The organism is Corallococcus sp. CA041A (assembly GCF_003612075.1).
Lineage (GTDB): Bacteria > Myxococcota > Myxococcia > Myxococcales > Myxococcaceae > Corallococcus > Corallococcus exiguus.
Map to the genome: position 1 here is coordinate 15,294 of NZ_RAWF01000022.1, position 21,826 is coordinate 37,119.

Annotated in this window: 20 protein-coding genes and 2 tRNA genes; 3 read left to right on the forward strand and 19 right to left on the reverse strand. The window is 68.2% G+C overall.

The features are described 5' to 3' along the window. Positions 1-252 precede the first annotated feature (252 nt). The 14 genes from D7V77_RS06485 to D7V77_RS06550 all read right to left on the reverse strand — a co-directional run bounded on the left by D7V77_RS06485 (position 253) and on the right by D7V77_RS06550 (position 13,443). A complete protein-coding gene (locus tag D7V77_RS06485; protein WP_147452003.1) occupies positions 253-2,088 on the reverse strand; it encodes a DUF262 domain-containing protein in 1,836 nt (611 codons plus the stop codon). 328 nt (positions 2,089-2,416) lie between these two features. Next, positions 2,417-2,493 (reverse strand) — tRNA-Pro (locus D7V77_RS06490). A gap of 87 nt (positions 2,494-2,580) precedes the next feature. Beyond that, complete coding sequence (locus D7V77_RS06495) at positions 2,581-2,967, reverse strand: integration host factor subunit alpha (protein ID WP_014397244.1); 387 nt, start codon at positions 2,965-2,967, stop codon at positions 2,581-2,583. Between the two features lie 94 nt (positions 2,968-3,061). After that, the gene (gene pheT, locus D7V77_RS06500) at positions 3,062-5,476 is read right to left on the reverse strand and encodes a phenylalanine--tRNA ligase subunit beta (RefSeq protein ID WP_120575400.1); all 2,415 of its coding nucleotides are present in this window, start codon (positions 5,474-5,476) and stop codon (positions 3,062-3,064) included. A gap of 30 nt (positions 5,477-5,506) precedes the next feature. Continuing rightward, positions 5,507-6,556: a phenylalanine--tRNA ligase subunit alpha gene (pheS, locus tag D7V77_RS06505; RefSeq protein WP_120575401.1), complete on the reverse strand. Its 1,050-nt coding sequence runs from the start codon at positions 6,554-6,556 to the stop codon at positions 5,507-5,509. A 123-nt stretch (positions 6,557-6,679) separates the two neighbouring features. After that, a complete protein-coding gene (rplT, locus tag D7V77_RS06510; RefSeq protein ID WP_014397247.1) occupies positions 6,680-7,027 on the reverse strand; it encodes a 50S ribosomal protein L20 in 348 nt (115 codons plus the stop codon). Between the two features lie 91 nt (positions 7,028-7,118). Next, positions 7,119-7,325, reverse strand: a complete 207-nt coding sequence (gene rpmI / locus D7V77_RS06515) for a 50S ribosomal protein L35 (protein WP_120566087.1) — start codon at positions 7,323-7,325, stop codon at positions 7,119-7,121. Between the two features lie 196 nt (positions 7,326-7,521). Beyond that, positions 7,522-9,450, reverse strand: a complete 1,929-nt coding sequence (gene thrS, locus D7V77_RS06520; protein ID WP_120575402.1) for a threonine--tRNA ligase — start codon at positions 9,448-9,450, stop codon at positions 7,522-7,524. An 88-nt stretch (positions 9,451-9,538) separates the two neighbouring features. After that, positions 9,539-9,610: transfer RNA gene (locus tag D7V77_RS06525), tRNA-Val, on the reverse strand. Positions 9,611-9,693: 83 nt separating this feature from the next. After that, positions 9,694-10,374 (reverse strand): uracil-DNA glycosylase, encoded by a 681-nt coding sequence (locus tag D7V77_RS06530; protein ID WP_120575403.1) that lies wholly within the window; start codon positions 10,372-10,374, stop codon positions 9,694-9,696. Then, the gene (locus D7V77_RS06535) at positions 10,371-11,501 is read right to left on the reverse strand and encodes an AI-2E family transporter (protein ID WP_233596730.1); all 1,131 of its coding nucleotides are present in this window, start codon (positions 11,499-11,501) and stop codon (positions 10,371-10,373) included. Before D7V77_RS06535 ends, D7V77_RS06530 begins: the two co-directional genes overlap by 4 nt. A gap of 210 nt (positions 11,502-11,711) precedes the next feature. Continuing rightward, entirely contained in the window at positions 11,712-12,101 is a 390-nt protein-coding gene (locus tag D7V77_RS06540; RefSeq protein ID WP_120575405.1) for a hypothetical protein, read from the reverse strand. After that, positions 12,101-12,907, reverse strand: a complete 807-nt coding sequence (locus D7V77_RS06545; RefSeq protein WP_120575406.1) for an LPP20 family lipoprotein — start codon at positions 12,905-12,907, stop codon at positions 12,101-12,103. Before D7V77_RS06545 ends, D7V77_RS06540 begins: the two co-directional genes overlap by 1 nt. 203 nt (positions 12,908-13,110) lie before the next feature. Then, complete coding sequence (locus D7V77_RS06550; RefSeq protein ID WP_120566093.1) at positions 13,111-13,443, reverse strand: PilZ domain-containing protein; 333 nt, start codon at positions 13,441-13,443, stop codon at positions 13,111-13,113. Positions 13,444-13,679: 236 nt separating this feature from the next. On the opposite strand from D7V77_RS06550, the gene D7V77_RS06555 reads away from it, so the two are divergent. Beyond that, positions 13,680-14,423 (forward strand): FKBP-type peptidyl-prolyl cis-trans isomerase, encoded by a 744-nt coding sequence (locus D7V77_RS06555; protein WP_120575407.1) that lies wholly within the window; start codon positions 13,680-13,682, stop codon positions 14,421-14,423. 46 nt (positions 14,424-14,469) lie between these two features. Here D7V77_RS06555 and D7V77_RS06560 read toward each other — a convergent pair whose 3' ends face one another. The 5 genes from D7V77_RS06560 to D7V77_RS06580 form a co-directional block, all read right to left on the reverse strand. Further along, entirely contained in the window at positions 14,470-14,715 is a 246-nt protein-coding gene (locus D7V77_RS06560; protein WP_120575408.1) for a hypothetical protein, read from the reverse strand. Further along, positions 14,712-15,362: a hypothetical protein gene (locus tag D7V77_RS06565; RefSeq protein WP_120575409.1), complete on the reverse strand. Its 651-nt coding sequence runs from the start codon at positions 15,360-15,362 to the stop codon at positions 14,712-14,714. The genes D7V77_RS06560 and D7V77_RS06565 overlap by 4 nt, the downstream gene beginning before the upstream one ends. A 42-nt stretch (positions 15,363-15,404) precedes the next feature. Then, positions 15,405-17,492 carry a hypothetical protein gene (locus D7V77_RS06570; protein ID WP_120575410.1) on the reverse strand — a complete coding sequence of 696 codons (2,088 nt, stop codon included), beginning with the start codon at positions 17,490-17,492 and terminating at the stop codon, positions 15,405-15,407. Between the two features lie 76 nt (positions 17,493-17,568). After that, the gene (locus D7V77_RS06575; RefSeq protein WP_120575411.1) at positions 17,569-17,775 is read right to left on the reverse strand and encodes a cold-shock protein; all 207 of its coding nucleotides are present in this window, start codon (positions 17,773-17,775) and stop codon (positions 17,569-17,571) included. A gap of 134 nt (positions 17,776-17,909) precedes the next feature. Next, a complete protein-coding gene (locus D7V77_RS06580) occupies positions 17,910-19,769 on the reverse strand; it encodes a M2 family metallopeptidase (protein ID WP_120575412.1) in 1,860 nt (619 codons plus the stop codon). Positions 19,770-20,020: 251 nt separating this feature from the next. Between D7V77_RS06580 and D7V77_RS06585 the strand changes: the two genes are divergently transcribed. Together D7V77_RS06585 and D7V77_RS06590 are read left to right on the forward strand one after the other, a co-directional pair. Beyond that, complete coding sequence (locus D7V77_RS06585; RefSeq protein ID WP_233596727.1) at positions 20,021-21,070, forward strand: DHH family phosphoesterase; 1,050 nt, start codon at positions 20,021-20,023, stop codon at positions 21,068-21,070. A gap of 33 nt (positions 21,071-21,103) precedes the next feature. After that, the gene (locus tag D7V77_RS06590; RefSeq protein ID WP_233596728.1) at positions 21,104-21,646 is read left to right on the forward strand and encodes a DUF3105 domain-containing protein; all 543 of its coding nucleotides are present in this window, start codon (positions 21,104-21,106) and stop codon (positions 21,644-21,646) included. The last annotated feature ends 180 nt before the right edge of the window (positions 21,647-21,826 follow it).

A 21,826-nucleotide genomic window follows, 5' to 3' on the forward strand; every position in this document is an offset into this window, starting at 1 on the left:
TGAGGACCGCCCGCCTGGGGGCGAGCAGCGGACCGCATGCTCGCGCCAATCACGCACTCTCCGCAACGCATCCCTAACGAGGAATAACTGGGGTCCCGGAAGTCCCAGCAGGAAGGAGAGTGAATAATTCCTGCGGGGATGAACATCGTTCCCGCGCCGGAGAACAGCGCGCCGCGCTCGTGTGTCATCTGGGCCCGCATCACCGGTGCAGGATGTGTTCGCCCCGGCATCAAGACTTGTCCGACATCATGCTCAGGCAATTCGAGGCTTAGGCCACAACTTCGTTGCCAGCATCGCCAGCATCTCGCCCCGTTTCCGGATGCCGTCTTCGTCCCATTCAGCCTCAGTCTGAAAGTACGTATTCATTCGGAGGGCGGAATTCGCGGTGATGTGCTTCTGCTTGTCGACATAGGGACCGTTGCTCACAGACGCGTTCAGTTCCTGCGTCAGAAGCGTCAGGTTTCCCAGCGTGTGAACGAGCACGTCACGTTTCTGCTCCGCCTCCTCATGTCCGCCCGCTTTCGCCACCGCGGCCTTGGACAGCGGCCAATTCGCCTCCCACTGCTGCGGCATCACATGTTCAATGCTCAGGTCACCATCGACAGTCACTTTCTCGGTCTTGGCGGTCCTGAGTGCCTCATCAAGCGCGCGGAGAAGCATCTCGAGCCGCGAAGCGCGGAGCTCCATGTAGAGCGGCCGGTCTTGGAGCGCGCGCTGGAACTCCGCGTCGTCCGGCCAGTCCACCGACGTGCCCTCTCCCGCCAGCAAGAGACTCTGAAAAGCAGCACGATCAACGCCGACCAACGCCTTGACCTCTCGCGTGAGCTGGAGAAAATAACGATTGTATGCCTTTGTGGTGCGACCACAGACCAGCCTGCGGATCAGAAAGGACTCGATGTCCGTCGCAATTCCCGCGAACTCGACCTCGGGAAGCTCCTGCCGCATGAGCAACGCCAGCATCAGAGGGTAGACGGTACTGGTGTCCATGTCCCGGAGCCTCACCGCAAGGGCGCCGAGCCGTGTGGAAGGGTCCGGACGAAGGAGGCGCCGGAACGCATTCGCGCAGCGGGTAACGTCCACGAGTTCTGCTTCCACTGATGGAAACGGGTTCTTCTCTCGTATCCACCGCTGATAGTCGTGGAAGAGCCGCGTAACGTTCGGCTCCTGCTCGGTCTTGAACGCCAAAAAATGCTGAAGGAAGAGGTCGATGCGAGGACGAAGTGAGCGCCCCTGCCGCTCCTGCACTTGCCAGAAGCGTTTGCTCTTCGCGTCCTGCAGGTCGTCCGCCTCCTCATCGAACGGCGCCCAGTACTGCTTGTGGAGGCCTGAAACATCCTCCTTGTTCCGCGCGGCTCGTAGGAAGACGTAGTTACGGAGCAGATCCGAAGCGAGCAGGGGCTCACCCCGAGCATTGAGGGTCTCGAAAATGACCTGTGGATCATCATTGCCCGAGAGCTCGATGGTGACGAGCTGAAGCCGGCGCCGGAGGGCCTCGAAAACGGCGTGCAGTGCTGTCGTGCGGTCCTCTTCGGCGTCATCGAGGTAGGACCTCAATGCGCGGGTGAAGAACAAGTACGCCTCCACGAGGCGCTCGCGCGGCTGCAGCACCTTGCGCTTGTACACGGCAGGATACTGCGCTTCGACGGCCGACTGGCTTCCGAGGCTGACTACCGCCGTGAACGCGGGCTGGTCCTTGATCGTCGGCCAGAGCTTGAAGCGCTCGACATCCGGATGCTCCATCATGCCCTTGTTGGCGGTGTAGGGGCTCAACTCGCTGGCAACATCCGCGGCGCCTTCCACCTGTGCCACGTCCCGGATGGCGGCCAGCAGAACTTGGAAGGTGGTCAGGCGTTGCTGCCCGTCGATGACTTCGTGCGCGGGAACCTGATTGCCGAAAGTGCGCACCTGATTGATGACCACCGCCCCTATGAAGTGTGGCGGCTCCTCATGCGCGCCGCCGGCAGCAAGAGAAGCCTGCCGCACGATGTCCTCCCAAAGCGGCGCCCATTGCCGCTCTTCGGTCCAGACGTAGGGGCGCTGAAACAGGGGGATGAGGTAACGGCGCTTACCGTCGAACAAGTCGAGCAACGAGCGGAGTCTGGCTTCCAATGTGTCCTCCGGATGGATGCGGCATCCCAGGTCTCCCCAAGATTTGCGTCGTCGTGAACCAACCCGCCCCGCCTGGGTGACGTGGCCCCCCGATCCCCTCGAGCAACAACAACCTCTGGCTCTCGGTCACACTCGCCGACGAGATTCCGCCGTTCAAGGTGACTCCCCATGAGAGGTAGGAGGCGCTGTGGGCGGAGAGGTTCGCGCCATGGGAGCGCGGCGACTCGGCATTCGCCGCCTGCGCACTCGCGAAAAAACAAAGGCCCTGGAGTCACCGGCTTGCACCGGGGACTCCAGGGCCTCTATTTGGTCGGGGCGACAGGATTTGAACCTGCGACCACTTGCACCCCAAGCAAGTGCGCTACCAGGCTGCGCTACGCCCCGAAAACGGCCGTCGTGAAACGGTGCGCCCTTATGCCCCTGCCCTCGTTTCAGGTCAAGCAGGAGGTGAGGGGCGCCGATGAAAAAAACCTACTCGTCGCCCTCTTCCATTCCCTCGTCGAAGTCCTCGCCCCGGGCCTCCGCCGCGTCCGCCGCCGCCTCTTCCTGCGCGTCGATCTCCGCGTGGTTCTCCGGAGGTGCCTCGCCGTTCAGGGCACTCTTCAACACCTGGCTCGGCCGGAAGGTCAGCACCCGGCGGGCGCTGATCTCGATCTCCTTGCCCGTCTGCGGGTTGCGGCCCACTCGCGCCTTCTTCTGGCGCACCTGGAAGTTTCCGAACCCGGAGATCTTGATCTTGTCCCCGCGCTCCAACGTCTCCTTCACGGTGTCGAAGACGAGCTCGACGATCTCCGCCGACTCCTTCTTGGAGAAGCCGACCTTCTCGTAGACCCCCTCGATGATGTCCGCTTTCGTCATGCGAGTCCTCTGGCACCCGTGATTGGCCGGTGAACGCGGGGCATGGTGTCAGCCTTCCCCGAACCGTGTCAACGTCCTGACTTCATTCAGGAATTCAGGCGCGCAGTGCCGCCCCCAGCCGCTGGTTCACCTCCGTGATGATGCGCTGGTGGGCCGCCGTGACCTCCGCGTCGGTCAGCGTCCGCTCGGGCGAGCGGTACCTCAAGGCGTACGCCAGGTTCTTCTTCCCCTCGGGGATGGGCTTGCCCGTGTAGACGTCGAACACCAGCGCGTCCTCCACCAGCGGCGCCCCCACCTCCAGGATCACCCGACGCACCTCCTCGTTGCGCAGCTCCAGCGGCACCACCACCGCCAGGTCGCGCAGCACCGCCGGGTACTTCGGCAGCGCCGCCGCCTGCGGCACCAGCCGCGCCGCCGCGTACAGCGGATCCGTGTCCAGCTCGAACACGAACACGCCCTCCGGCAGGCCCAGCGCCTTCGTCACGCGCGGGTGCACCTCACCCACGAGCCCCAGCACCGTCCCGTCGCTCAACGCCACCTGCGCGCAGCTCCGCGGGTGGTACGCAGGCGCCTCCGCCGGGGTGAAGGCCGCGCCCTCCACGTGCAGCGCGTGCAGCAGCGCCTCCACCGCCCCCTTCGCGTCGTAGAAGTCCACGCGCGAGTCCTTCGCCGTCCAGCTCCGGCCACCACCGCGCAGGCCCCACACCAAGCCCGCCACGCGCGGCACCTCGCGAGCCGCCGGGCGCATGCCCTGCCCTCCCTGCGCGTCCCGGAAGTACGCCCGGCCCGTCTCGTAGAGGCCCACCGACTCCACCTGGTGGCGCACGCTGCGTGACAGGTTCTCCAGCAGGCCCGGCAGCAGGCTCGTGCGCATCACCGACTGCTCGACGCTCAGCGGGTTCATCAGCGCGATAGGCGCTTCCTTCCCACCCAGCACCTCCAGCGACTTCGGCGCCACGAACGAGTAGTTCACCACCTCGGACAGCCCCACGCCGCCCAGCGCGTGGCGCAGCCGACGCTCGGCCTCCATGGACAGCGGCTCCGGCGCCAGCGTCTCCAGCCCTCGCGGCAGCCGCGCAGGGATGTTGTCGTAGCCGTACACACGGGCGACCTCCTCCATCAGGTCCTCCTCGCGCTCCACGTCCACGCGCGCCCGGGGCACCTCGTACGTCGTCTGCCCCTGCGACTCCTCCACGGACTTGAAGCCCAGCGCAGTCAGGATGCGCCGCACCTCCGCCTCCGGCACCGCCACGCCCAGCACCTTCTCCACCCGCGCGTAGCGCAGCGTCGCCCGGCGCGGCGCCAGGGGCTCGGGCTGCACGTCCACCCTCCCCGGCACCACCGTGCCACCCGACAGCTCCGCGATGAGCTGCGCGGCCCGGTCCAACGCCGGCAGCACCGCGTCCAGGTCCGCCCCGCGCTCGAAGCGGTGCGACGCCTCCGTGTGCAGCGCGTAGCGCTTCGCGGACCGGCGCACGCCGGAGCCATGGAAGTGCGCGGACTCGATGACGATGCGCTTCGTGCCCTGCGTCACCTCGCTGTCGCCGCCGCCCATCACGCCCGCCAGCGCCTGCGCCCGGTCGCGGTCCGCGATGACCAGGTCGTCCGCGTCCAGCGTGCGCTCCTTGTCATCCAGCGTGCGCAGCTTCTCGCCCGCCTTCGCGGTGCGGACGATGATCTCCTGGCCCGCCACCTTCTCCAGGTCGAACGCGTGCAGCGGCTGGCCGTACTCCAGGAGCACGAAGTTGGTGACGTCCACCACGTTGTTGATGGCGCGCACGCCGCACGCCTTCAGCCGGTCCTGCATCCACTGCGGCGACGGCTGGATGGTGACGCCCTCCACCACGCGCGCCGCGTAGCGCGAGCAGCGCTCCTTCGCGTCGATGCGCACCTTCACCAGCTCCGCCACGGGCTTGCCGGACTCGGCGGGCTTCGGCTGCGGCGGCTTCAACGCTGCGCCCGTCACCACGCCCACCTCGCGCGCGATGCCCAGGTGGCTGAGCGCGTCCGGCCGGTTCGGGGTGACGTTCACCTCCAGCACGGAGTCATCCAGCCCCAGGGCCTCCGCGATGGGGATGCCCAGCTTCGTGTCCGCGGGGAGGATGAGGAGGCCGGACGAATCCTCCGTGATGCCCAGCTCCTTCGAGGAGCAGAGCATGCCGAAGCTGTCCACGCCCCGGAGCGCGGCCTGCTTGATCTCCATGCCGTTGGGCAGCTTCGCGCCCACCGTGGCCAGCGGCACCTTGTCGCCGACCTTGAAGTTCTTCGCGCCGCACACCACCTGGAACAGCGCGGAGCCGCCGATGTCCACCTGCGTGACGGACAGCTTGTCCGCGTTGGGGTGCTGCACCGACTCGCGGATCTGCGCCACCACCACGCCGCGCAGGCCCTCGCCGGGGCGCTCCACGCCCTCGATCTCCAGGCCCGCCGCGGTCAGCTTGCGCGCCAGCTCGTCCACGGACGGCGGCAGCGCGACGTAATCACCCAGCCACTTCACTGAAATCTTCACAGGGTTGTCCTCTTTCCTGGTGGGCCGGAATCAGAACTGCGCGAGGAAGCGCGCGTCGTTTTCGAACATCATCCGCAGGTCATCGATGCCGTAGCGCAGCATGGCCAGTCGCTCCACGCCCATGCCGAACGCGTAACCCGTCACCTCCTTCGGGTCGTAACCCGCGGCGGTGAAGACGTTCGGGTGCACCATGCCGCTGCCCAGCACCTCCAGCCAGCCGGTCTGCTTGCACACGCGGCAGCCCTTGCCTCCACACGACGCACAGGTGACGTCCACCTCCGCGGAGGGCTCCGTGAAGGGGAAGAACGACGGGCGGAAGCGCGTGCGCGTCTCCGAGCCGAAGAACGCCTTCACGAACGCGTCCAGCGTGCCCTTCAGCTCCGCGAAGCTCACGTCCTTGTCCACGAGCAGGCCTTCCACCTGGTGGAACATGGGCGTGTGCGTGATGTCCGAATCCCGCCGGTACACCCGGCCCGGCATCACCGCGCGGATGGGCGGCTTGCGCGCCAGCATGTGCCTCACCTGCACCGGCGACGTGTGCGTGCGCAGAAGCGACGGGCTGTCCGCCTTCTTCGCGTGGCCCAGGCTGGGCTCGTCCACGTAGAACGTGTCCTGCATGTCCCGCGCGGGGTGATCCTTGGGCAGGTTCAGCGCCTCGAAGTTGAAGTAGTCGAGCTCGATCTCCGGGCCCACGGCCACCTCGAACCCGAGCCGCGCGAACGTCCGGACGATGTCCTCCATCGTGCGCGACACCGGATGCCGCCCGCCGGGCAGCACCGCGCGCCCGGGCAGCGTCACGTCCAGCTTGGGGCCCTTCAGCTGGGCCTCCAGCGCGGCGTCCTCCGCGCGCTTCGTGGCGTCCGCCAGCAGCTGCTCCAACTCCGCCTTGACGGTGTTGGCGATTTCTCCCAACGCGCGCCGCTCGTCGGGGGGCAGCTTGCCCATGCCGCCCAGCACGGCGGACAGCTCGCCCTTCTTGCCCAGGTAGCGGATGCGCAACGCCTCCACCTGCGAGGGCTCCGACACGCCGGAGATCTCCTGGCGCGCCGCGTCCGCCAACGCCTGCAACCGGTCTCGCATGGTCCTCTTCCCGCCTTCCATTCACGCCCCGGTCGCCTCTGGCGCCGGGCAAAAAAAAGGGCCGCCCCCTGGTGGAGGCAGCCCGTTTCAGCTTCGGAAGCCGGCGTCACCGCCGGCCGTGTCTCAGGCTGCCTTCGCGATGTTGGCGATGGCGGCAAAGCCCGCGGGGTCCGCGATGGCCAGATCCGACAGGACCTTGCGGTCCAGGGAGATCTTCGCCTTCGCCAAGCCGGCGATCAGCTTCGAGTAGGACAGGCCCACGGTGCGGGCGGCCGCGTTGATGCGGACGATCCACAGCGAGCGGAAGTTGCGCTTGCGCACCGCGCGGTCGCGGGTGGCGTAGTCCAGGGCGCGCTCGACGGCCTGGTTCGCACGGCGGTAGCAGTTCTTGCGACGGCCGCGGAAGCCCTTCGCAAGCTTGAGAATGCGATTACGACGACGACGAGCCTTGAAACCCTTTTTGACGCGCATGACACACTCCTGACTTCTGGAAGGGAGCCCCGGGGCGCTGGCTTCACGCCGCTCCGCCAGGACTCACGGTTGGTTCAAACCCGAGGACGACTCAGGCGCCGTAGGGGAACAGCTCCTTGATGACCTTCTTGGCGTCCATGTCGCGCAGGTGGCCCGTGCCACGGTTGCCGCGCTTCTGCTTGGCCGTCTTGGAGAAGGTGAACAGGTGCTTGCTGAACGCCTTGCCGAACTTCACCTGGCCGCTCTTCTTCACGTGGAAGCGCTTCTTCGCGGCGCTGCGGGTCTTCAACTTGGGCATGATCCCAAACCTTCCTTCTGCTTCCTGTCGGCCGGCAATCTTCGTGACTGACGGCGGACCGGGACACACGGTTCCCGGACGCTTTGGGCGGAAGCCTCTATCACTCTTTTGATGCGATGGGGGTAGCGTTTCCTACAGCCATCGCAGAAACCTCAGCCGCGACCCACACGAAAAGTCAAATCCCCTGCACTGCCGTTCAGGGCAACGTGGCTTCCTTGACGAGGAGCGCCTCGAAGTCGGCGTACTTCATCGTCTTCAGGTCCTCGCCGCCGTAGCGACGGGGGGCCACGGCGCCGGCCTCCACCTCGTTGTCGCCCACCACCAGGGTGAAGGGGATCTTCTGGAGCTGGGCTTCGCGGATCTTCGCGTTGAGCGTGATGCCGCGCTCGTCCAGCTCCACGCGGAAGCCCTTGGCGCGCAGGTCGTCGCGCACCTTGCGGGCGTAGTCCATCTGACGGTCCGCCACGGTGACGAGGATGGCCTGCACCGGGGCCAGCCACGCCGGGAAGGCGCCGGCGAAGTGCTCGATGAGGATGGCGGTGAAGCGCTCGAAGGAGCCGAAGATGGCGCGGTGGAGGACCACCGGGCGGTGCGGGGCGTTGTCCTCGCCCACGTAGGTGAGGTCGAAGCGCTCCGGGGCCAGGTAGTCCAGCTGCATGGTGCCCAGCTGCCACTTGCGGCCAATGCTGTCGGACACGGCGAAGTCGATCTTCGGGCCGTAGAAGGCGCCGTCACCGGGGGCCAGCTCGTACTCCAGGCCCAGCGACTCCAGCGCCGCCTTGAGGCCGCCTTCCGCGCGATCCCAAAGGGATTCGTCACCCAAGCGCTGCTCGGGGCGCGTGGACAGCTTCACCGCGTAGGTGAGACCCACCGCCTTGTAGACGCGGTCCAACAGCTTCACGAAGCGCCGCACCTCGTCGGTGATCTGGCTCTCCATGCAGTAGATGTGCGCGTCGTCCTGCGCGAACTGGCGCACGCGGGTGAGGCCGCCCAGGGAGCCCGCGGCCTCGTTGCGGTGGAGCACGTCCTGGGTGTGCAGGCGCAGGGGCAGGTCGCGGTAGCTGTGCTTCTTGAAGCCGTAGAACAGGTGGTGCGACGGGCAGTTCATCGGCTTGAGGGAGAAGTCGTGCTCGCCGGACTCGCTGTCGAGCACCAGGAACATGTTCTCCTTGTACTTGCCCCAGTGGCCGCTCGTCTCCCAGAGGCCCTTGTTGAACATCAGGGGCGTCTTGATCTCCAAGTAGCCGTCACCGGCCGTGAGCGAGCGCATCCAGTCCGACAGCGTCTGGTAGAGCGCGGTGCCCTTGGGCGTCCAGAAGGCCGCGCCCGGCGAGTACGGGTGGAAGTGGAAGAGATCCAACTCCTTGCCCAGCTTGCGGTGGTCGCGCTTGCGCGCCTCTTCGATGCGCGTGACGTAGGCCTCGAGCGCCTTCTTGTCGAAGAAGGCGGTGCCGTACACGCGCTGGAGCATGGGGTTGCGGTGGTCGCCGCGCCAGTACGCGCCGCTGGAGGAGAGGATCTTGATGACGCCGATCTTCCCGGTGCTGGGCGCGTGGGGCCCCAGGCAGAAGTCCACCCAGTCGCCGTGGGTGTAGAGCGTGAGCGTCTTGGCGCCCTTGGCGGCGATGTCCTTGACGATCTCCACCTTGAACTTCTCGCCCTTCTCCTCGAAGAGCTTGATGGCGTCCTCCATGGAGATCTCGGTGCGGACGAAGGGCGCGTCCTGCTTGAGCTCCGCGTTGGCGGCCGCTTCAATCTTCTCCAGCTCCTCCGGCGTGAAGGGCTTCTCGCGGAAGAAGTCGTAGTAGAAGCCCTCCTCCGTCGACGGACCGATGGTCACCTGCGTGCCGGGGAACAGCTTCTGCACGGCGCTGGCCACCACGTGCGCGGCGTCGTGACGGATGAGGTCCAGGCCTTCCGGGCTCTTGGACGTGAAGATCTGCAGCTTCGCGTCCTCGTCGAGCGTCCGGGCCAGGTCCATGTCCTGGCCGTTGACCCGGGCGAACAGGGCCGCCTTCGCGAGCCCCACGCCGATGCTGCCCTTCACGAAGTCCGCGATGGTCGTGCCCCGGGCGGTCTGCTTCTGGCTGCCGTCGGGGAGCGTCACCGTGATGGATTCGGACATGGCGGATAAACCTCTGCGCTGGAAAAAACCGAAGGCGGCAGGCTTTTGAGAAAGCCTGCCGCCCGCGAGATGGAACTCTTACTGATGATGGGTCGTAGTGGGATCGAACCACTGACCCCTACCGTGTCAAGGTAGTGCTCTACCGCTGAGCTAACGACCCGTCGTGCGGATGGGCGCGGGGAATAACAGCGGGCTCCCACACCTGTCAAGGAACATGAGCACGGGCCCTGATCTTCCCCGCGTTCACGTCTCCAACAACGCGCGGACGCGTTTCATCACCGCGTCGAACATGGCGGGGGTGAGCCTCCCTGTCTGCGTGTTCTGCTGGCTGACGTGGTAGCTGCCCACGAGCCACCGGCCGTCCGGCAGCCGGTACTCGGCGCCATGGCCGAAGGCGGGACGGGGCGTGGGAAGCGGACTGCCCGTGCGAGCGGCCGACGCCAGGGCGGCGTTCCACCCGATGGCCCCCAGGGCGAGCAGCACCCGTCCAGGCAACAGCGCCATCTCCCGGTCCAGGAACGGCGCGCAGCGGGCCAGCTCCTCCGGCAGCGGCTTGTTGTCCGGCGGCGCGCACCGGCCGGCGGCGACGATGAAGGCGTCCGTCAGCTTCAGGCCGTCGTCCCGGTGCTCGCTGTGGCCCTGGTTCGCGAAGCCCGCGCGCTGCAGGCCCGCGTAGAGGAAGTCGCCGGAGCGGTCGCCCGTGAACATCCGCCCCGTGCGGTTGGCCCCGTGCGCGGCGGGCGCCAGACCCACGATGATCAGCCGGGCCTTCGGGTCGCCAAAGCCGGGGACGGGCTTCCCCCAGTAGTCCCAGTCGCGGTAGGCGCGCCGCTTCACCCGGGCCACCTCCTCGCGCCACTCCACCAGCCGGGGGCAGGCCCGGCACGCGATGATCTCCTGGTGCAGCTTCTCCAGCTTCGTCACGGCTCCTGCACGCTCCCCTTGTAGAGCTGCGTGCGACGGTAGCGTTGGAGGACGACGCTCAGGACGACCTTGAGGATGGCGCTCGCCGGGACGGCCAGGAGGATGCCCACGAAGCCGAACAGCTCACCGAAGGCGAGCACGGCGATGATGACGGCCACGGGGGCCAGGCCCACCTTCTCCCCCACCACGCGCGGGGTGATGACGAAGCCCTCGGCCAGCTGTCCGATGATGAAGGTCGCCGCCACCACCGCCAGCTGCCACGGCCCCTGCCACGACAGCAGGACGCCCAGTACGGCCAGCACCACGCCGATGCCCGTGCCCAGGTAGGGCACCATGTTGCCGAAGCCGGCGATGAGGCCAATGGCGATGGCCAGGTCGATGCGCGCCACGGACAGCCCCACCGCGTAGAGCACCGACAGGATGGCGCCCACGGTGAGCTGGCCCTGCACGAAGGCGGACAGCACCTCGTCCACCTCGCGGAAGCGCTGGGTCGCCAGCGCCACGGAGCGGCGCGGCAACAGGTCCTGGATGCGACCCATGAGGCGCGGGTAATCCTGGAGGAAGAAGAACGCCAGCACCGGCACCACCGACAGGCCCAGCAGCGTGGCCGCGAAGCGCGCGGTGTTGCCGGCGAAGCTCGCCACCAGCCGCGCCGCCGTGGGGCCCGCGCTCTGGAGCAGCTCGGAGGCCTTCTCCCCCAGCTCCGCGGTGCGCTGGCTCACCAGGTCCGGCAGCGACACGCCCAGCAGCGACTCCACCTGAGGCACCACCTGGGTGCTGGCGCGCTGGAAGAAGCCGGGCAGCTTCGCCGCCTCGTCGCGGAACACCGGCACCAGGTACAGGCCCGCGCCCACCATCAGGAGCGTGCCCGCGAAGAAGAGGATGGACGTGCCCCAGGTGCGGTCCACGCCGCGCTTCTCCAGGAGCGTCACCAGCGGGTTGAACGCGTACGCGCCCGTCAGCGCCAGCAGCACCGGCACCGCCACCCCGCCGAACACGGACAGGAGCGCGAACACCAGCGCCAGCGAGCCCACCATCACGCCGGACCAGATGAAGTCGACCCGGCGGGCCTCCGCCTCGTCCAGCGCCGAGGGGTCGCCGGGCGGGGGCACGGGCTCCGGGTGCACGACGTGCAGCACCGGGGACACTTCGGGGGTCGCGATGGGCTGGGGGGCCCCCTTCACCGCGCGCTCACTGCCTCTCTTGCGACGTCCGATGACCGCCTCCTGTCCCCGCCCATCCTACGGCGTCTTGGGCCCTTGATTGCGGTCCTTGAGCGCACCCGGGGCGTCGCCTGCCACCTCGCGGTGCAGGGCGCCAGCCCTGGCACGGCCTCCTCAGGGCGAAACGCCGCCGCTTTCGGGCGCCAGGGGCCGGAGCTTCACCTTCAACGTCACCCGCGCTCCGCTGGGCTGGTAGTAGGTCGTGTAGGGATAGAACCCGCGCTTCTTCACGTCCACCTGGTGGAAGCCCGAGTCCCCCAACCGCAGGCTCCGGGACACCCCGGCGAAGTCGCTGCACGTCCCCTGCTCCACGCCGTCCATCAGGACCTGCGCGTCCGAGGGCTCGCACCGGAGCACCAGGTCGCCGCGCTTGGCGGCGTTGGACGCCATCAACTGCTCCGCGCGGGCCACCGTCGCGGGCTGCTCCTGCTTCGCCGCGCAGCCACCCACCAGCATCGCCGCCATCGCGAGCACGGCCGTCGTCCGGAAGGAGCTCACGGACATCACTGCGTGACGATGACGACCCGGCCCTCGGCCAGGAAGTGGGTGTTCGCGTCGGTGAGCGCGCGGATGCCGTCGGCGCTCAGGACCAGATCCGAGCCCTGGAGCTGCGCGGCCTTCACCACCAGGGGCTTGTCGCCCACGCGCGAGGCCTTGCGGGCCGCGTCCAGGCTGTTGAACCAGGCCGCGACGCCCGCGGTGCCGCGCGCCTCTTCCGTGAGCACCGTCGCGCCGTAGAGCGCCTTGCCCGTCGCGTCCACCAACCGGGGCGCGAGCACCGGCTTCGCGCCCAGCCCTCGCGCGTCCACCACGAGCCCCGTGTACTTCGCCGCGCCGTCGGCGTTGAGCACGATGGCCGGATCCCGCGCGGGCGTCAGCGCCGCGCTGAGCACCGCGAGCGGCACCTCCACGTCCATCTCCACTCCACTGTCGGAGAAGTAGCGCGTGGCCACGACCTTGTAGCCGCGGATGGCACCCTCGACGCGGCCCTTCACTTCGTCGCGCGCCAGCTCGTCGCCCACGGTGCGGCCCGCGCTCACCTGGATGCTCCGGGCCTGCTCCAGCAGGTTGCGGAACGCGTCCTGCTTCGCGGCGCGCTCGGCGCCCAGGCGCGCCTGCCCGGGGTTGGCGGCCTTGAGGTCCGGGGCTCCGGCGCCCGTGGCGCGCAGGACCTGTCCCTCCCAGTTGATGCCCGGAGTGCCCACGCCGCGCGCGGGCTCAGCGGCGGGCGTGGCGACCTTCGCGTCCTTGCCCTGGCCCAGCGCCGTCAGCGGCACGACCAGCAACAATCCCCACAGCGAACGCCTCACGGAGCACTCCTCCCGCTGTCGCCGCCGCGAAAAGTCGGCGAGCGCACAGGGAACCTCTCCGGTCATTCAAGGGGGGCGCTTCGCGCGAAGTCAAGGCGACCCGGAGACAGTCGGATCCGCCTGATGAACCTGACGCGGGGTACCGCGAACCGCCGGTGGCACCGCGCAATCGCGGTGACGCACGCGGAGGGTAACGCCTTGTGTCAGTTGCCTTCGGTGTGACGGTCGACGTAGGCGTCGATCATCTTGCGGTGCCGCTCGGTGAGCAGCGTGAAGCGCACGCCGGACTGCTCCTTGCGGCCCAGTTCCTTCCACTCGCGTACGACTTCACCCTCGGCGTAGATGATCTCCTCGGAGCCGGGGAGCTGGAACTGGAGGCCCACGCGGCGCGCGTCGTGCTGGGGCTCGATGAGGCGCGAGAGGCTGACGCCTTCCTGGCTGATGTCCGCGGCCCGGGTCATGTACGGCACGCCGCCCATGTACTTGTTGAGGTAGATGTCCAGGGGCGCCCGATTGGCCTTCCGCTTCTCGCTCATTGGCTCATGACCTCCAGCTGGTGCAACAGGCTGCTGCGGGGGTGCAGCGACCTGAAGGCACAGTACGGTCAGACGTCATGCGCGCAAGAAAACGGCGCCCTTCCCGAGCGCCAGGCAGGCCTGCGTGCACCGTGGTTTTCCGCTCGCTGGATTCTTCGCGTTGGCCTGTGCGCACGGATGCCCCGCGGCGCATCCGCGGCCCTATAGTCGCCCCCATTCTCGTGAAAGGCGGAAGCATGCGCATGCAGTGGAAGGCAGCCCTGGTCCTGATGCTCGGTGCTCCGGGCCTCGCCCTGGCCCAGGCCCCGACGAAGAGCTCCAAGCCGGCCGCCGCGCCCGAGGCCGCCGCGAAGGCCGCCCCTGCCCAGGCGCCCCTGGAGCTCAAGACGGATGATCAGAAGACCATCTATTCGCTCGGCCTCTCGCTGGGCCAGAGCGTGACGGCGCTCGCCCTCACCCCCGAGGAGCTGGAGCTGCTCCAGCGCGGCATCCAGGACGCGGTCGCCGGCACTCCGCCCGCGGTGGATCCGAAGGAGTACGCGCCGAAGCTCCAGACGCTCGCCAAGGCGCGCATGGCCCAGGTCAACGTCGCCACGTTGGATCGCGCGTCCAAGGAGCCCGGCGCCACCCGGCTGCCCTCCGGCGTCATCTACCGCGAGCTCAAGGCCGGCACCGGCAAGTCGCCCCGCGCCACCGACACCGTGAAGGTGCACTACCAGGGCACGCTGGTGGACGGCTCCGAGTTCGACAGCTCCTTCAAGCGCGGCCTGCCGGTGGAGTTCCCGCTCAACGGCGTCATCCCCTGCTGGACCCAGGGCGTGCAGAAGATGAAGGTCGGCGGCAAGGCGAAGCTCACCTGCCCCGGGAGCACCGCGTACGGAGAGCGCCCGCCCACGGGCTCGCGCATCCCGCCCAACGCCGTGCTCACCTTCGAGGTCGAGCTGATTGAAATCCCCGGCAACACCGCCGCCACGCCGTAGTGGCCTTGCGACGGGGACCCGCACGCGGCGGGTCCCCGCGAAGGCGTCACTGCGCGGACAGCTTCACGGACCGGCCGCCAAAGGGCGGGTTCGCCATGATGGCCTGGGCCATGCGGTCCGCGAAGGCGCGTCCCTCCCGCTGGAAGGACTCCGTCTCCTCCGCGTTCAGGTGCACGCGCACCTCGAACTGCATGATGCCGCCCACCACGACCTCGATGGACAGCGCCCCGTCCCGCCCGCGCAGCACGCGGTACAGGAGGGGGCTCTGGAGGAGCACCTCCTCGTCGCTCACGGAATCTCCGCCACCTGCGTGTCAGCCACCAGCGCGTTGATGACCATCACCTCCGGCGCGCCGCCGGACGTGTAGCCTCCGAACTTGAAGCAGTCGGTGTCTTCCGGCGTGGTGCACTTCCACACGCCCGGATCCGCGTCCACCGGCAGGCGCGTGCAGACCTTCTGCGCGCCCAGGTCCAGCGTCATCATCCGCAGGGGGCCTTCGAAGTTCTTCGCCGGCAGGCCCAGCGCCTGGCCCAGCACCGCCGGGTCATGCTTGCCGTCCGCCGTCTTCGCCTTCTCCACCGCGCCGTGGATGGACGCCGACGGCGCCGCGAACAGGTAGCAGGCCGTGTCGTTGCAGCGGCCGAAGTTCTTCGCGCCCGTCTGCACCACGAACTTCTGGTACGCGCTGTCCGTCATCAGCCACGACACCTTGCGGTCCGGGAAGTTCTTGGCGATGTGCTGATCAATCCCGTAGGGGCTGGCCAGCGTGTCCGCCTCCTTCGAGATGGCCTTCTGCGCGTCGTCACAGAAGTCCACCAGCGACGCGGTCGCGGGGGTCGGCTCGTTCGTGTCCGGCGTCTTCGTGCCGCCCTTCGTCGTTACACAGCCCACCATCGCCGACAGGGAGCCCAGCACCAGCGCACGAGAGATGAAATTCAAGGTCAATCCTCCAGAAGAGATAAATGGGGAATGGCCGAACTATCACAGTGCGGCTTCAGTGGCGCGCAACAAAGCGTCCGCGCTGACGGGGGCGCCGGTGGCGTGGCGCATCCATTCGTCCGGGGTGACGGAGCCTAAGGTGGCCATGCGCTCGAACTCCGCGCCCAGCGGGCCGTGCTGCTTCAGGTGCTCTTCAATCTGGAACGCGATGAGGTGCCCGAGCGGGTAGTCCGGCAGGTACAGCGGGTAGCTGATCATGTGGCTGTAGATGCCCAGCACCGGGCTGTCCTTCCGCCCCAGCACCGGCGCGTAGTAGCGGTTCCACACGTCGCGCGACAGGCCGGCCACCGCGTCGCGCAGCTGGGCGGGCGTGGCGTCCGGGTGTTCGTACATCCAGTGCCACGTGGCCATGTCCACCAGCGCCACGCCGGCGATCTCCCACGCCTGCCAGAAGTCGTTGAGCACCCGCTCGCGCTCGCTGGCCGCGTCCGGCTGGCCCAGGCCCAGCAGCTCCAGGTCACGCGCCTGGAAGACGAAGGCCAGCGCCTCCGTGAAGGCGTTGTTGGGGACGCCGGACAGGAGCGTGTGGTCCACCTGGTACAGGCTGAAGACCTGCTCCACGTTGTGCCCCAGCTCGTGCACCGCGATGTTGTAGCCCTTGTAGTCCATGCCCCCCTTCTCCACGCGCGTGCGCAGTCGGGGGAAGTCGCCCCGGCGCAGCGCCTGCTGGGCATGGCCCGCGCCTCGGGAGGCGTCCACGCGGATGTATGACGCGAGCACGTCCGCCTTCTCCCGCGTGAAGCCCAGCCCCTGGAGGATGCGCGGGATGTCGCGCGCGAAGGCGTCCGCCGTGGGGTAGCGCTTGCGCGTCAGCGCGTCCAGCTGCGCCTCCGGCACCTTCGAGCCCGGACGGAAGCCCGGGTACCACAGGTCCTGCGGCTCCAGCGGGCGGCCCAGGCGCGTCTCAATCAGCTTCGCCACGCGCGGCACCAGCGGTGACTCCAGCAGCTGGGTGAGCAGCGCGCGCACGCGCTCCTCCGGCAGGCCCCGGTCCAGTTCAAAGGCGCGAGCGATGCGCGTGGGGGCCACCGGCGAGTACGGATCCACCTTCCGCGATGCATTGAACGTGGCGAGCAGCCGCGCGTAGCGCGTGTCCGGTTCCGGCGCGGCGTCCGCCTTCACGGCGCGCTGGGGCGCGTTCTCCTCCACCGACTCCGGCGGAGCCGCCGAGACCTTGTTGGTGAACGGATCCCAGTCCACGCGCGGGTTATCGATGACGGCGGCGGGGATGGTCTGCGTGACGATGCGCTCCATCACCTGGACGATCATCCGCTGCTTCGCCAGGCCCTTTGGGTCCGTGTAGTCCGCCTTCAGCTCGTCGCGCAGGTTCCAGTGGCTGATGAGACGAAGCCCCTGGGGGAAGAGGCGCTGGCCCTTCGCGTCCACCAGGTGGTGCATCCAGACGTTGTACTCGGCGATGTAGAGGTTCGCGTCCGCGATGGCCTGCGACACCTTCTGCTCCACCGCCGCGGGCACGCGCCGGTTGAAGCGCGACGCGAGCTTCGCCTCCGCCCACTGGCGCCGCGTCCAGGACGGGCCCTCCTTCACGCGCTCGGTCAGCGTGGTGAGCGGGAAGTTGAGCAGCACGACGAAGCCCGGCTTCGCCTGGAACAGGTCCGACGTGACGTTGGAGGAAGGGTCATACGCCGCGAGCAGCGGCTCCACCGGCAACAGCGGCCCCAGGTCCAGGTCCGTGAACCACTGGAGCTCGCGGCCCAGCTCGTTCATGTGGCCGTCGAACTGTTCGAACAGTCCTTCAAAGCGCGTGAACGTCGCGTCCAGCTGGGGGCCCGTGGGCAGGAACTGCTCGCGTACGAAGGCCGCCAGGTCCCCGTCCTCCGGGCGCCACAGCGCGGCCACCTGATCCACGCCCCGCTCGATGCGGGCGCGCTGCGCCTCGCCGTGCTGCTTCACCAGCTCCTGCTTGAGCGCGGCCAGCGACGCCTTCGACACGGGCGCCGACGCGGTGGTGGTGGCCGGCGGCGTGGGGGCCGTGGAGGTGGAGGACGTGGCGCACCCGAGGGCGGCGACGAGGGGGAGGATGCGCAGGCGGAACGTGGGGGCGGACATGCGGGCTCCGGAAAATACAGAAGGCCCGACCCGGTGAGAGTCGGACCTTCTTGGGTGAATCAGGAAACGGTCAGGCTCAGGCGGCGGCGCGGACGTTCTGCGCCTGCAGGCCCTTGGGGCCCTTGGTGACTTCGAACTCCACCTTCTGGCCCTCGGCCAGGGTGCGGAAGCCGTCCATGTTGATGGCGGTGTGGTGGCAGAACACGTCCTCGCCCCCGCCGTCCTGCGTGATGAAGCCGAAGCCCTTCGCGTCGTTGAACCACTTCACGGTACCAGTCGCCATTTGCTGTTCTTCTTTCATCGCGGACAGGAAGAGTCGCCGTCCGGTCCTACAGAGTTCGACCCTACAAGACGGGCGCTAGCCTAAGCGCCCGTCCCAGGCGAAGTCCACTCCCTGGAAACATCACCAGGTAAACGTCACCACCCGCACTTCTGGCCCTTGTTCTGCTCCTGGAGCCAGCGACGCAGCGGGGCGAAGTACTCCAGCATCGGCGTGGCATCCATCTGGCGGGTGCCCGTCATGGCGGACAACGCATCCGGCCACGGCTTGCTCGCGCCCAGCTCCAGCATGGCCTGCAGGCGCGCGCCCGCGGCCTTGTTGCCGTAGATGGAGCACTCGTTGAGGGGGCCCGTGATGCCGGCCGCTTCGCACAGCGCCTTGTGGAACTGGAACTGGAGGATCCGCGCGAGGAAGTAGCGCGTGTACGGCACGTTGGCGGGCACGTGGTACTTGGCGCCGGCGTCGAAGTCCTGCTCCGTGCGGGCCACCGGCGCGGCGATGCCCTGGTACTTCGTGCGCATCGCCCACCAGCTCTTGTTGTAGTCCGCCGGCTTCACCTTCCCGCTGAACACGTCCCACCGCCACTGATCCACCAGCAGGCCGAAGGGCAGGAAGGCCACCTTCTCCAGCGCGTCCTTCAGCTGGAGGTTGATGACGTTCTTGTCGTTCTTCTCCACCGCGTTGAGCAGGCCCGCCTGCTGGAGGTAGGCCGGGGTGATGGAGAGCGTGAGCGCGTCGCCAATGGCCTCGTGGAAGCCGTCGTTGGCGCCGGCCTGAAAGAGGACGGGGAGCTTGTAGTAGTACGTGTAGTAGTAGTCGTGGCCCAGCTCGTGGTGGATGGTGACCAGGTCCTCCTCGGTGGGCTTGATGCACATCTTGATGCGCAGGTCGTTGTCGTACGTCACGTCCCAGGCGGACGCGTGGCAGACGACGTCGCGGTCCTTCGGCTTGGTGAACTGCGAGCGCTCCCAGAAGGTCTGCGGCAGCGGCTTGAGGCCCAGCGAGGTGAAGAACTTCTCCCCCAGCTTGACCATCTTCTCCGCGTCGTAGCCCTGCTTCACCAGGGCGCTGTCCACGTCCAGGCTGGCCTGACCGGGGAACGGCTCCACCAGCGGGTAGATGTTGTTCCACTCCTGCGCCCACATGTTGCCCAGCAGGTGCGCGGGGATGGGCTTGCCGGCGGGCACCGCGGCCTCGCCGTACTGCTTCGCGAGCCGGCCGCGCACGTAGCAGTGCAGCTCGTCGTACATGGGCTTGACCTGGCCCCAGAGCCGCTGCGCCTCCTTCTCGAACTCCGCCGGGGTCATGTCGTAGGACGACCGCCACAGCGTGCCCAGGTCGTTGAAGCCGATGTCCTTCGCGCCCGAGTTGGAGAGGTTCACCAGCTGCGTGTAGAGCGGGCGCATGGGGCGGCTGATGGCGTGCCAGCCGGTCCACGCGTCCAGCAGCGCGTCCGCGTTGCGGCTCTCCGCCATGACGTCGGACAGCTCCTCCAGGTCGCGGCACTTCCCCTTGCCGTCCTTGCCGCAGTACTTGCCCTTTCCGTAGAGGCCCTCCAGCTTCGCGGCGGTGGAGGCCAGCTCCGAGCGCTGCGCGGCGTTGGCCGGGGCGGGCAGCGTCTGGGACACGCGCAGCAGGTGCAGCATGCGCGCGGTGTCCGCGTCCAGCTTCAGCCCGTCGAAGCGGCGCGAGTCCTTGATGGCGTTGTTGACGTAGGCCATCACCTCTTCGTTGACGGAGGCGGCGTTCCGCTCCGTGTCGTCGGTGATGTACGTGCTCTTGATCCACTCGGCGGTGGCCTGACGGGTCCAGAGCTGCTTCAGGTCCGCGTTGAGCTTCTCGGCGAACTGCTTCGCCTCCGCGGGCGTGGCCTTCGCGGCCGGAGCGGGCGTGGCCTTCGCGACCGGAGCGGGCGTCGTCTGCGCGCTGGCGGCGGGCGCCGCGAGCGACAGGGCGGCCAGGGCCGCGCGCATCAAGGACTGGGGAGTGCGGGTCATGGGCGCGGACACTATGGGAAGTGCCCTGCCCTCGCACCCGCGAAGTCAGGCCGTCCGCGAGCGCTGACATCGCGGGTGGATGCCGCGCCCGGTCATCACGTACGCGCCGCATGACTGGACCCGGGGGGGCCGTCCGGAGGGCAACCAGCCACGACGGGCGCGCCCTGCCGTGCCGCTACAGGCAGTGACAGCTTTGATTCATGCTTCTGGGACACACAAAGGACGCGCACTGGCCGGCGCCAGAGGCTGCGATGGACCAGGCGCGCGAGTTCCTGGAAGCGTGCCGGGACAAGCATGTGCTCGTCGTTCCACACACGGACGTGGACGGGCTCACCTCCGGAGTGCTGATGCTCCGCGCGCTTCAGTCCCTGGGGGCCCGGCCGACAGCGCGCCTGCCGGGCAAGGGAGAGGACGTCCACCACCCGGGCTTCCTGGAGCGACTGGGAGCCTCCTCCACGGAGGCGCTGGTGGTGCTGGACATGGGCAGCCGCGCGGAGCCGCTCTTGCCCGGGGTGCCCACGCTGGTGGTGGATCATCACGCGTCGGAGGCATTCCCACCCGGCGCGAAGGTGCTCACCGCCTACGGCCATGCGCCCGTTGCGAACACGAGCCTGCTCACGTACGTGCTCACGTCGTCGTTCGTCGTGCCCGGTCCGCTGGAGTGGCTGGCGGTGCTGGGGACAGTGGCGGACCTGGGCGTGGACGCGCCGATGCCGTTCCTCAAGGACGCGCTGCGGCGGGCGAAGCGTTCGTCCATCACAGAGGCGGTGGCGCTGCTCAACGCTGCCCGTCGTTCCAGCCGGCTCGCGGCGCCACTGGCGATGCAGGTGCTCTTGCGCGCGGGCAACGCGACGGACATCGCGGAGGGACGCGTGCCCGGCGTGGACGCGCTGCGCGACTGTCGCCTGGAGGTGCAACGCGAGGTTGCCCGGTGCGCGAAGACGCCGCCGCGCTTCGCGGGCAACCTGGCGCTCCTGTTGTTCAGCTCCGAGGCGCAGGTGCACCCGCTGGTGGCCATGCGCTGGGTACATCTGTTGCCGGACCACATCGTCGTCGCCGCCAACACGGGCTACCTGCCCGGCCGCGTGAACTTCGTGCTGCGAAGCCGCGCGCCGGTGGACCTGCTCGCGCTGCTGCGGGACCTGGACCTTCCGCCGATGGGAAGCTCGTTCGCGCACGGCCATTCGCGGGCCACGGGCGGCAGCATGCCACCCGCGGACTTCCTGCGCCTGATGGATGCATTGGGCTTCCGGGGGCTGAGCGACCGGGACGTGGAGCGGCGTGGCGTGGCGCCGGGGTGAGGCGCTCAGGGCCGTTGCGATATGACGGCGTGAATGCCTCGCGCCCTCTCCGCCCTCCTCTTCTCGCTGTGCCTCGCCTGCGGTTCAACGAACGATGATCCACCCAACCCCGGTGGCGAAGCCTGCGAGCAGTATTCGTTCCCGCTGTCGGACACGTCGTCGGCCAGTCACGTGAGTTCGTGCAGCAGCACCGCGTGTGGCAACGGTGAGAACCCGCCCAACTCCGGCCTGCACTGCCCCACGTGGCTGTCGTGCCGCAGCTTCGACACGGAGCAGCCGCGCTGTTCGTGGATCCACAACCTGGAGCACGGCCACGCGGTGTTCCTCTACAACTGCCCGGAAGGCTGCCCCGACGAGGTCGCGAAGCTGGAGGCCGCGCAGGCACAGGCCGCGGTGGGCAGCAACGGCGTGCGCCGCGCGCTCGTCGCTCCGGACTCACAACTGCCCAAGCGCTTCGCCGCGCTGCTGTGGCGCCGCACGTACCTGATGGACTCCGTGGATCCGGACGCGCTCACGTGTCTGCTCGCGCTCCAGGATGTGGATGCAATTGAACCCGGATTGATCTGCCCTCCGTGAAATGACAGCGATCACGGAATAAATGGCAGACACGAGTGAGAGCACCGCGTCAGGGTGTCACGTGTCGCCAATTTTTTGCGTGCACTGCCTCAGGGTCTCTTAATCCGAGACACGCGCCGCCCCTGTTTGACCCGCCTGCGTTCCCCCGGGCGGTCCTGAGTTCACCACCCCCTTTGTCGG

What these genes read in the sequence shown, in the direction of transcription:
- pheS (WP_120575401.1), bottom strand. Translation starts at nt 6,556, where the DNA reads ATGCGAGACCGGTTGCAGGCGTTGGCGGACGCGGCGCGCCAGGAGATC.
- D7V77_RS06540 (WP_120575405.1), bottom strand. Translation starts at nt 12,101, where the DNA reads ATGTCCGTGAGCTCCTTCCGGACGACGGCCGTGCTCGCGATGGCGGCG.
- D7V77_RS06590 (WP_233596728.1), top strand. Translation starts at nt 21,104, where the DNA reads ATGCCTCGCGCCCTCTCCGCCCTCCTCTTCTCGCTGTGCCTCGCCTGC.
- rplT (WP_014397247.1), bottom strand. Translation starts at nt 7,027, where the DNA reads ATGCGCGTCAAAAAGGGTTTCAAGGCTCGTCGTCGTCGTAATCGCATT.
- rpmI (WP_120566087.1), bottom strand. Translation starts at nt 7,325, where the DNA reads ATGCCCAAGTTGAAGACCCGCAGCGCCGCGAAGAAGCGCTTCCACGTG.
- D7V77_RS06550 (WP_120566093.1), bottom strand. Translation starts at nt 13,443, where the DNA reads ATGAGCGAGAAGCGGAAGGCCAATCGGGCGCCCCTGGACATCTACCTC.
- D7V77_RS06585 (WP_233596727.1), top strand. Translation starts at nt 20,021, where the DNA reads ATGGACCAGGCGCGCGAGTTCCTGGAAGCGTGCCGGGACAAGCATGTG.
- D7V77_RS06555 (WP_120575407.1), top strand. Translation starts at nt 13,680, where the DNA reads ATGCGCATGCAGTGGAAGGCAGCCCTGGTCCTGATGCTCGGTGCTCCG.
- D7V77_RS06495 (WP_014397244.1), bottom strand. Translation starts at nt 2,967, where the DNA reads ATGACGAAAGCGGACATCATCGAGGGGGTCTACGAGAAGGTCGGCTTC.
- thrS (WP_120575402.1), bottom strand. Translation starts at nt 9,450, where the DNA reads ATGTCCGAATCCATCACGGTGACGCTCCCCGACGGCAGCCAGAAGCAG.
- D7V77_RS06575 (WP_120575411.1), bottom strand. Translation starts at nt 17,775, where the DNA reads ATGGCGACTGGTACCGTGAAGTGGTTCAACGACGCGAAGGGCTTCGGC.
- D7V77_RS06580 (WP_120575412.1), bottom strand. Translation starts at nt 19,769, where the DNA reads ATGACCCGCACTCCCCAGTCCTTGATGCGCGCGGCCCTGGCCGCCCTG.
- D7V77_RS06570 (WP_120575410.1), bottom strand. Translation starts at nt 17,492, where the DNA reads ATGTCCGCCCCCACGTTCCGCCTGCGCATCCTCCCCCTCGTCGCCGCC.